Below are 8,916 nucleotides of genomic sequence, written 5' to 3' on the forward strand. Positions count from 1 at the left end.
ATTATGAAGATAGGCGTTATTTCAGATACTCACACTAAAGTAAAACTTGCAAAAGAAGCACTTAATTTACTTATAAGTGATGGTGCTGAGTTTATAATTCATGCTGGTGATATTGTAGAAGTTGAGATACTAGAGACGCTAAAAAAGTGTGGAGTTAGATATATAGCAGTCTATGGTAACAATGACGCTCATCTAGCTCAGTACCATCGTAAGTACAATCTATTTCAAGAGCCTCATTACTTCAAACTTGCAAACACTAAATTTAAACTAATGCATATGCCTTACTATATGGCGCCAGATGCAGATGTAGTAATCTTTGGTCATACTCATATCTTTGAATCTGACTTTAAAAATTCTACTCTCTTTTTAAACCCTGGTGAAGTATGTGCTAGAAATAAATCTATCTCTGAATGTGCTATGCTTGAAGTAAAAGATGAAACATTTGAAGTAACGTATTATACTAAAGATATAAAATCAAAAAAAGAAATAAAGTTCAAACATCAAAAATTTTCATATGAGAGAATACAATCATGAGTAAATCAGAACAAAAAATATTCTTATGTTCAATCTGTAATATAAATAGCGGAACATGTAATGAGGACTGTAAGTTTTGTTCTCAGAGTGTAAGATATAAAGCAGATATCGAGCGTTATAAACAAAAAAATATGCATATAATCATAAAAGAAGCAGTTATTGCTAGAGATAATGGTGCCTTAGGTTTTTGTCTAGTTACAGCCGATAAGGGTATAACTGATAAAACACTAGACTTTGTATGTACAATTGCTAAAATTTTAACAAAAGAAGTACCCCAGCTTAGACTTATTGCTTGTAATGGTACAGCTTCTCTAGAGCAACTTTTAATTTTAAAAGAAGCCGGAATCAAAGCATATAATCATAACTTAGAGACTTCAAAAGAGTTCTATCCAAGTATTTGTACAACACATCCTTGGCAAGAGAGATATAAGACTTGTCAAAATGTTAACAAAGCAGGCTTAGTACTTATTAGTGGTGGAATTTTTGGTCTTGGTGAAACAGATGCAGACAGAATATCTATGCTTGAGTCTCTTAACTCTCTAAATCCATCTTCTGTTCCTATAAACTTTTACCATCATAATGAAGCATTAGAGTTAGAACCAAATTCATTAGATATTGAAGAAGCATTCTCACTTATAAAATTAACAAGAGATACAATCCCTAATGCAGATAGAATAATGATTGCAGGTGGAAGAGAGTTAATGTTTGGAGATAGACAAAATGAGATTTTTAAACATGGTGCTAATTCAATTGTAATAGGAAACTATCTTACTACAAGTGGTAGAGTTATCAGTAAAGACTTAGATATGCTACAATCTCTAAATCTAAAAGTTGCAAAAACAGTAAAATAAAGGAAAGATAATGAGTGATAGCGTTATTCTAATTATTACCATCTCACTTATTATAATATTTACTCCTTTTTTCGCGAAGATTTTAAAACTTCCAACGACACCTATTGAAATCATACTTGGTTCTATTATGGGCTATGTTGGTTTCTTACACAATGAACATCTTTTTGATTTGGTTGCTGAACTTGGATTTTTATATCTGATGTTTATAGCAGGAACTGAGATTAACCTCAAAAAAGTTCTAAAAACACCTATTAGACTTATGAAAAAAGTAGTGTTTTACCTTATAATCCTATATACATTTTCCATACTGATTTCACTATATCTAGATCTTGGAAAAATCTTTATGGTGCTTCTTCCACTTATCTCAGTAGGACTTGTTGCAACACTTTCTAAAGAGTATGGTAAAACACCTTGGCTTAGTCTCTCTATGACAGCAGGAGGAATAGGTGAGGTTGTAAGTATAGGTTTCTTAACTCTTACATCTGCCGCATTGAACTCTGGATTTGGGGTAGGTCTAGTTAAAACTATTTTTGCGCTAATACTATTTTTACTTTTCATGTTTTTAATATTTCGTGCCATGGAACTTCTTTTTTGGTGGTTCCCTGGAGTATCAACTGCACTTATGCCAGTTGAGGATAACAAAGAACAAGATATTCGTCTATCTATGGGGATATTTTTTCTTCTAGTTGGTGCTATGCTTTATCTTAATTTAGAACTTGCCTTTGGCGCATTTCTCGCAGGTATATTTATTCCAACATTTTTTGAGCATAAACATGAACTTCCAGAGAAGCTTGCATCTTATGGGTTTGGATTTTTGATACCTATATTTTTCATACATATTGGAAGTTCTTTTAACCTAGATGCACTTGCTATGGATGGTCTAATTTCTAAGGCTTTAATCATTGCAGTTGTTATGATTATTATGAGAGTTGTTGCTTCAATTGTATTTATAAAAGAACTTGGTATTATAAATTCCATCTTAATGGGACTTTCTCACTCTATGCCTCTGACACTTCTTATCGCAATGGCAACACTGGCATACCATGCTTCTAGTATAGATACTCTACACTACTATGCATTTATTCTAGCTGCTCTTTTTCAAGTTATTAGCGTTATGATTATTATTAAACTTATCAACAATTATAAGTTAAAGAAGGGGTCTTAAATGAGTCGTTCTGTTTTACTCCAACTAGCTCGTGATTCCATACAAGAAGTTTTTCAAGCACAAAGAACCATAGATAAACCTGCCCTTTTAAATGAACATCCACTATTAAATGAAAAGATAGCTACAAGGGTAAATATTTATTTAAACCAAGACTTAAGAGGTTCTTTTGGATCGGATGAGACTACAAAAAGTCTTTTAGAAGATATAATTTATAATGCAAAGATGTCTGCATTTGAAGATAAAAATTTCACTCCACTTACAACTTCTGAATATCTAAGTTGTGAGATAGAGTTACTACTTACTACTCCAGATGGAGTAATAAGTGAAAAAGATCCTGCAATCTTAGAAGATTAATCCTCTGAAAGTTGGTCTCCACCTTGAATATAACAAGCTATTGCATAACCATGATTAAGCCCAAGTGCAATACTTCCACCTGATTCTTGAGTAATATCTCCAGCTACGAACATGCCTTTGATATTTGTTTCATAATTAATATCATGAACTGGTTTTCCATCAGCTTCTTCGATACCTGAACTTGCAAGAAATGTACTTGGAGTTGTTCCACCAATTGCATATATAACTCTATCAAAGATTTCATCTTCTTCGTTGCTAAAGTTGACTTTTACTTTTCCATCAACATCTTCTAAAGCATTTATATTCATGCATAAGAGTGCTCTAACTTCTTTATGCATAATGGCATTTGCTATGTTTGTTTGGTTTGTAGGATTAGCACGTCCAAAACTCTCTCTTCTGTAACAAATTGAAACTTCATTTTTTTCACTCAAATCAACTGCATACTCAACAGCGCTATCTCCACCACCTACAACAAGAATTTTTTCACCCTCTGAGCAGTCGTCTAAGGTATATCCAATTTTCTTGCTAATTGCTGCAGGAATTTTATAAGTAGGTTTATTTGGTTTTCCCATTCTACCTATAGTTACAACTACATTTTTAGCTCTTACACTTTTACCAGCCATGAAAACTTCAAAGAATTTTTCTTTCTTTTGTATAGCTTGAACTTCAACATGCGTTTGTAGTTCAACAGAGTGGTTAGTAAGTATCTCATCAAAAAAGTCTAGAGTTGTCTCTTTTGTACCATCTACAAAGTAGATTCTACCATCTAGTTCAACTTTTTGACCTCTCCAATCTTTATCTACTCTCTTATTATCTTTGTAATATTTACGAATTGTTGAATTATGGTTTTGATCTTTTTCAAGTAAAACAATATCTCTAATTCCTTGCAGATATCCCTCAACAGCAGTTGCTATTCCAGCAGGACCTGCTCCAATAATCGCTAGATTATATAAATGACTCATCAAAACTCCTTTTGTATATCGTGGTGATTTTATCATAATTTAGTAATTTTATTATATACTTGCCCCATGTATTATGTAATTAAAAAACAACACTCTGTACCACTATCTACTTTCACAAGTTTTCCTGTACCAAAGTACATTGCATCTAAGAATAATGAAAGCGTTATATTTGAGTTCCAAAAAAATGGTAAACCTCTAAGAAAATGGATAAAGAAAGAGGATATCATCTTATTAACAGATGATAAAAAATACTTTTTAAAAACTTTAAAGCATTTTGAAAAAATAGAAGAAGGTCTACAACATGCAGTAGATGAAGCACAAAACCAACTTAACAAGTGTATAGAAGAATTTTCTGAGACTATGCAATCTGAAATAGAAGAATATAATGAAATAAACAACTCTTCTGAGGTTCCTAGTATTCTTAGAGATTTATAGTTAGAACTAATCCAAAGCAGTGTTTTTTAACTCTATTTTAAAACATGCTCCACGACTTGTATTTTCAACACTGATAATACCATCACAATGTTCTGTAATTATAATTTGTGCCATGTATAAGCCAAGACCTGTTCCATTTTTATTTTTTGTTGAAAAGTATGGATCGAAAATTTCAGAAATAATTTCATCAGGTATTCCTCCTGCATTATCTTCTATAGATATGATTTGATTTCCAGATTCAGTTTCTTGTATATCAATATAAATTTTGGGCTCTTTAATCTTTTTATCTATTAAAGCATCTACTCCATTATTTAAAATACTGAGTATTACTTGCATGATTTCATTTTCAAAACTATTTATATCTGCAAGATTTGTATCATAGTTTTTTATTAGTTCTACACTTTGTGTCTCTAACAGATGTTCACCAATATTAAGTGCTTTATCTATCAATGTACAAAGATTAAAAGTACTTCTTTCCTTGTCTTGTTTAAAAAAGTTTCTAAAGTCATCTATAGTCTTAGAAAGATGTTTAACAAATTCATTTATCTTATGTAGATTTTGCAGAGTGTATTCTTCCATATCCTCTCTACCTTTTTGAGTATTAAGGTCATATGCCCAGCGCTCAAAAAGTTTGATTTGAATATTTATAGAGATAGCAGATATAACACCCAAAGGTTGTCTCCATTGATGTGCAATCATAGATATCATCTCTCCCATCTGTGCAAGACGAGATTGATTTAAGATATGCTCATCTTTAGCTTTCATCTCGGAAAGTTTATTTTCCATGACTTCTTCAATTTTTACAATATTCTCATTTACAACATTTGCCATAACAGCTATCTCATCTTTACTCTGGACATCTATCTGTTTTGCAGAGTTTTTTTGAAGATCCAAGTAGCTAAAAAAATCAAGAAGACCTGTTTGAAAGTTTTGTATGACATGAGAAATAGACCTAGATACAAAAGATCCAAATGTGATACCTATAAGAATAGTTAAAAGAGTCATTACTATCAATACAGTTACTATAGATGAACGTTTTTCATAAATACCATTTAAAGATTTATTCCCAATATTTAATGATTCTTCAATTACTGTATTTCCTAATTTTTTCATATTAGGAACTACTATTGAGACATGTTCTTTGTTCATCTCTACCCATTTATCCATAGCTACTTTATAACTTTTTGCAGAGTTAAAAAAGAGTAATATTTTTTCATGTTCAAAAGGCTCATCAGATATAACTTTTAAACGTTCTAGCTCACTCATCATTAAAGTATATTGCTTATTATATTTCTCAAACAGTTTAGCATCTGGAGATAGAAGGTAACGTTTCTCATCAGCTCTAGTCATGTAAGTATACTGCCAAATATTTGAGGCAGTATTTATCTTCTCTATGATTTTTAAAGATAATTTTTGTTTAACTTCAACTCTTTTTGCTTGGACATACTGTTGAATCTCTGATGTTATATTTTCACCCTCTTCATCGAGAATAAAGCTCTCTTTTTCTAACTCTTGAAGTAAATATATACCTCTTTTATAGTTAACATCATACTGTGCAATAGCTGTTTTTATTGCGTTTGTAGATTCTGCATGCATCTTGTCTAATATTTTATAAATATTTTTAACTGCTCTTTGTGATTTTAAAAAAGCATCTTTAGCGTTTTGCTTATTTGTTACGGAGCCATTAGCATTTAAAAGGTAGTTTTTTTCTTCTAATATTGCAAGATAAGCATATCTCTCTACACTGTTTGCTCTAATGAGTTCATCAATCTGTTCTTTGATTATATTTAAACCACTGTTAGAAACGAGAGAGAGGGTTAATGCTACCAAAACACTAAGCCCAACTAGCATATATGTTTTGCCTTTAATAGAAAAATTATTTAAAAATTTCATACATTTCCCAATATAAATTAAGTTGATGATATATTGTAGGATATTGTTTATTTGTCTTTACTTATAAAATGAATTATAATACGCTATTACAAAGGGGTAAGATGCCACGCATTGATAATGAGAAATTTTATACATCAGCAATAGATAGGTATGGAGTAAGTGCAAAGGGCGTAAACTGGAACTCTAAGCTCTCTCAAGAGATTAGATTTGACATGATACTCTCTATGCTTCCTAAAAAACTTGAGGATTTTAGCATCTCAGATGCAGGGTGTGGATTTGGAGATTTCTATCTTTATGCTCAAAAAAAGAAAAAATATCCTAAAAATTACATTGGGATAGACTCAGTTACTGATATGTATTCTATTGCATCTGATAGAACTGGCTGTGAAATTATCATCGCAGATATCTGTAAAGATAAACTTCCCCTTGCATCTTACTATATCTGTAGTGGTGCGATGAATGTTCTAAACAGTTTTGAGACTCATCTTTTTATGCGTAACTGTTATGAGTCTAGTGAGATAGGTTTTATATTCAACATCTTACATGGACAAAAAGATAGTGAAACTTACAACTACCTCACAATAAGTCAAATCCAAAAGCTTGCATCTAACTTGAAAGTCAAAGATATAATTATAAAAGATGGATATTTAAAGGACGATATCACAGTAGGACTCTTTAAATAATGTGTGCAATTTTTGGAATAGTTGGAGAGTATGATGAAGCAAAAGCAAAACATGCGCTAGGATTACTATCGCATAGAGGACCTGACTACTGCGGTATTACTCAAACCAATAACTTATTTTTTGCCCATCAAAGACTTAGCATCTTAGATGAGAACAGTCGTTCACATCAACCTTTAAAGCATAAAAACATCTTACTTTCTTTTAATGGAGAGATTTACAACTTCAAAGAGTTAAAAAAAGAACTCTCATCTGAGTTTGAGTTTAAAACTCAAAGTGATAGTGAAGTTATCATTGCTGCATATCTAAAATGGGGAGTAAACTTTGTCTCGCATCTTCGTGGTATGTTTGCCATAGCTTTGATGGACAATGAGACTCTATATCTTTTCAGAGATAGGCTTGGCAAAAAACCTCTTTTTTTTATGTCTGGGGAGAGTTTTATCTTTGCATCTGAGATAAAAGCACTGACACCTTTTTTAAACAAGGTTAAAATGAATGAAGATGCTCTTATGTCTTACCTCTCTTTTTTAACACCAACTGCTCCAAACACTTTTTTTCAAGGCATAAATAAACTTGCATCTGGAGAATACTTAGTTTTAAAAAATGGAGTCTACGAAGTCAAGAGATACTTCGACCTGCTAGATGCAAGACCAAATCTTATAAAAAATAAAGATGAAGCTCTACACACATTAGAATCACTTTTAAGAGAATCTATTACTATGCGTTTAGATGCAGACCAACCAATGGCATCTCTGCTTTCTGGCGGAATAGATAGCGCTACTATAAACTCTTACGCAAAAGAAAGTGGAGTAAACCTTCAAACATATACACTTGGTTATAAAAACTTCGCAAAATATGATGAAAGAGCAAATGCAAAAGAGACAGCAGACTTCTTAGGACTAAGCAACATAGATGTTGAAATCTCTCAAAGCGACTTCATAGATGCCAGCGATAAGGTCTTAGAGACTTTAGACGAACCACTGAATGACCCTGCATCTGTTCCTCTGTATTTACTCTTTGATAAAATCAAACAAGATGGATACAAAGTAGTTCTTAGTGGAGAAGGAAGCGATGAACTTTTTCTTGGTTATAGACAATATTTTGAGTTTTTAGACATAAACCAAATGTCAAAACTATCAAACAAAAACTGGCTAAAAAAATACTTCCGTTCTAACTATTCTCAAAACAGAGAGTGGGAGTATTACAAAAGAATATTTGATGACACCCTGCTCTTTCGTACATCAGGAGAGACTTTTACAGACTTGCAAAAAAATGCTCTTATGAAGAGAAATGTAAAAGACGGACAAGCCTTAAAATACTTAAAAAATCATAGAGACAGGTTTGAAGCATCTGCGCATACAGATGAAAGTATTTGGTATAGTTACATAGACTTAAATCATTTCCAAGCCGAGCAATTTTTAACTAAACTAGACCGTGTAAGTATGGCGCATTCCATTGAGTCTCGCACGCCTTTTTTAGACCATAAGCTTGCATCTGCTATTTTTAGTATTGACCCAAAACTACGCTACGAAGATGGAGTTACAAAGTCACTTCTAAAACAAATAATGAAACCAAGATTGAATGAGAAAATCTTAAACAGAAAGAAAAAAGGCTTCTCAAACCCTTACATGGAGTATCTTGTAGATTCAAAAAGATTAGCTCTTATAAAAGAGGTAAACACTCAAACTGGAATGTTTAAAACCAAAGAGTTAGATGAGCTAATCAGCTCTGCATCTACAGGTGGCTTTAAACAGCACATATGGGGACTTTATGTACTTAGTGTTTGGATAAAGAAGTGGATGCTTTAGTTTTTTTTATGTGATAAATATTTATTATTACTAGTTCCATCTCTCCTGAAACCTTTGTATTAAGTATCATCATGAGTGTTATGTAGATTTATGAACAATTAACAATCACTATATATTTAAGAATAATAGGTTAAATATTCGCCAATTCTAAAATCAAGTGCAATTTTTTGAAAGTAAGTTGAAAGATAGGATTAATCGATAATCTGCTAATCTTATTCGACCAAAAACAAAGAA

9 protein-coding genes are annotated in these 8,916 nt (G+C 32.0%); 7 read left to right on the forward strand and 2 right to left on the reverse strand.

What is annotated here, in order from left to right; genetic code table 11:
* Positions 1-3 precede the first annotated feature (3 nt).
* The 4 genes from QZZ48_RS04675 to QZZ48_RS04690 are packed head-to-tail and all read left to right on the forward strand — an operon-like array spanning position 4 to position 2,904.
* Positions 4-534 (forward strand): YfcE family phosphodiesterase, encoded by a 531-nt coding sequence (locus tag QZZ48_RS04675; protein WP_294962453.1) that lies wholly within the window; start codon positions 4-6, stop codon positions 532-534.
* Positions 531-1,385, forward strand: coding sequence for a biotin synthase (locus QZZ48_RS04680; RefSeq protein WP_294962455.1), 855 nt, complete (start codon positions 531-533; stop codon positions 1,383-1,385). The genes QZZ48_RS04675 and QZZ48_RS04680 overlap by 4 nt, the downstream gene beginning before the upstream one ends.
* A gap of 10 nt (positions 1,386-1,395) precedes the next feature.
* Positions 1,396-2,550 (forward strand): cation:proton antiporter, encoded by a 1,155-nt coding sequence (locus tag QZZ48_RS04685; protein ID WP_294962457.1) that lies wholly within the window; start codon positions 1,396-1,398, stop codon positions 2,548-2,550.
* Entirely contained in the window at positions 2,551-2,904 is a 354-nt protein-coding gene (locus QZZ48_RS04690; protein ID WP_294962459.1) for an AMMECR1 domain-containing protein, read from the forward strand.
* Here the strand turns inward: QZZ48_RS04690 and QZZ48_RS04695 are convergent.
* Positions 2,901-3,866, reverse strand: coding sequence for an NAD(P)-binding domain-containing protein (locus QZZ48_RS04695; protein ID WP_294962461.1), 966 nt, complete (start codon positions 3,864-3,866; stop codon positions 2,901-2,903). The two genes, QZZ48_RS04690 and QZZ48_RS04695, sit on opposite strands and share 4 nt — an antisense overlap.
* Positions 3,867-3,932: 66 nt before the next feature.
* Between QZZ48_RS04695 and QZZ48_RS04700 the strand changes: the two genes are divergently transcribed.
* Positions 3,933-4,301 (forward strand): hypothetical protein, encoded by a 369-nt coding sequence (locus QZZ48_RS04700; RefSeq protein WP_294962464.1) that lies wholly within the window; start codon positions 3,933-3,935, stop codon positions 4,299-4,301.
* A gap of 6 nt (positions 4,302-4,307) precedes the next feature.
* Here QZZ48_RS04700 and QZZ48_RS04705 read toward each other — a convergent pair whose 3' ends face one another.
* Positions 4,308-6,194 (reverse strand): ATP-binding protein, encoded by a 1,887-nt coding sequence (locus QZZ48_RS04705; protein WP_294962466.1) that lies wholly within the window; start codon positions 6,192-6,194, stop codon positions 4,308-4,310.
* A gap of 101 nt (positions 6,195-6,295) precedes the next feature.
* On the opposite strand from QZZ48_RS04705, the gene QZZ48_RS04710 reads away from it, so the two are divergent.
* Together QZZ48_RS04710 and asnB are read left to right on the forward strand one after the other, a co-directional pair.
* Positions 6,296-6,877: a class I SAM-dependent methyltransferase gene (locus QZZ48_RS04710; protein WP_294962468.1), complete on the forward strand. Its 582-nt coding sequence runs from the start codon at positions 6,296-6,298 to the stop codon at positions 6,875-6,877.
* The gene (gene asnB, locus QZZ48_RS04715; RefSeq protein WP_294962470.1) at positions 6,877-8,682 is read left to right on the forward strand and encodes an asparagine synthase (glutamine-hydrolyzing); all 1,806 of its coding nucleotides are present in this window, start codon (positions 6,877-6,879) and stop codon (positions 8,680-8,682) included. Before QZZ48_RS04710 ends, asnB begins: the two co-directional genes overlap by 1 nt.
* The last annotated feature ends 234 nt before the right edge of the window (positions 8,683-8,916 follow it).

This window comes from Sulfurimonas sp., assembly GCF_016744025.1.
Taxonomy (GTDB): Bacteria; Campylobacterota; Campylobacteria; order Campylobacterales; family Sulfurimonadaceae; genus Sulfurimonas.

Coding starts and splice junctions, on each gene's coding strand:
- QZZ48_RS04675 (WP_294962453.1), top strand. CDS start 4: ATGAAGATAGGCGTTATTTCAGATACTCACACTAAAGTAAAACTTGCA.
- QZZ48_RS04680 (WP_294962455.1), top strand. CDS start 531: ATGAGTAAATCAGAACAAAAAATATTCTTATGTTCAATCTGTAATATA.
- QZZ48_RS04685 (WP_294962457.1), top strand. CDS start 1,396: ATGAGTGATAGCGTTATTCTAATTATTACCATCTCACTTATTATAATA.
- QZZ48_RS04690 (WP_294962459.1), top strand. CDS start 2,551: ATGAGTCGTTCTGTTTTACTCCAACTAGCTCGTGATTCCATACAAGAA.
- QZZ48_RS04695 (WP_294962461.1), bottom strand. CDS start 3,866: ATGAGTCATTTATATAATCTAGCGATTATTGGAGCAGGTCCTGCTGGA.
- QZZ48_RS04700 (WP_294962464.1), top strand. CDS start 3,933: ATGTATTATGTAATTAAAAAACAACACTCTGTACCACTATCTACTTTC.
- QZZ48_RS04705 (WP_294962466.1), bottom strand. CDS start 6,194: ATGAAATTTTTAAATAATTTTTCTATTAAAGGCAAAACATATATGCTA.
- QZZ48_RS04710 (WP_294962468.1), top strand. CDS start 6,296: ATGCCACGCATTGATAATGAGAAATTTTATACATCAGCAATAGATAGG.
- asnB (WP_294962470.1), top strand. CDS start 6,877: ATGTGTGCAATTTTTGGAATAGTTGGAGAGTATGATGAAGCAAAAGCA.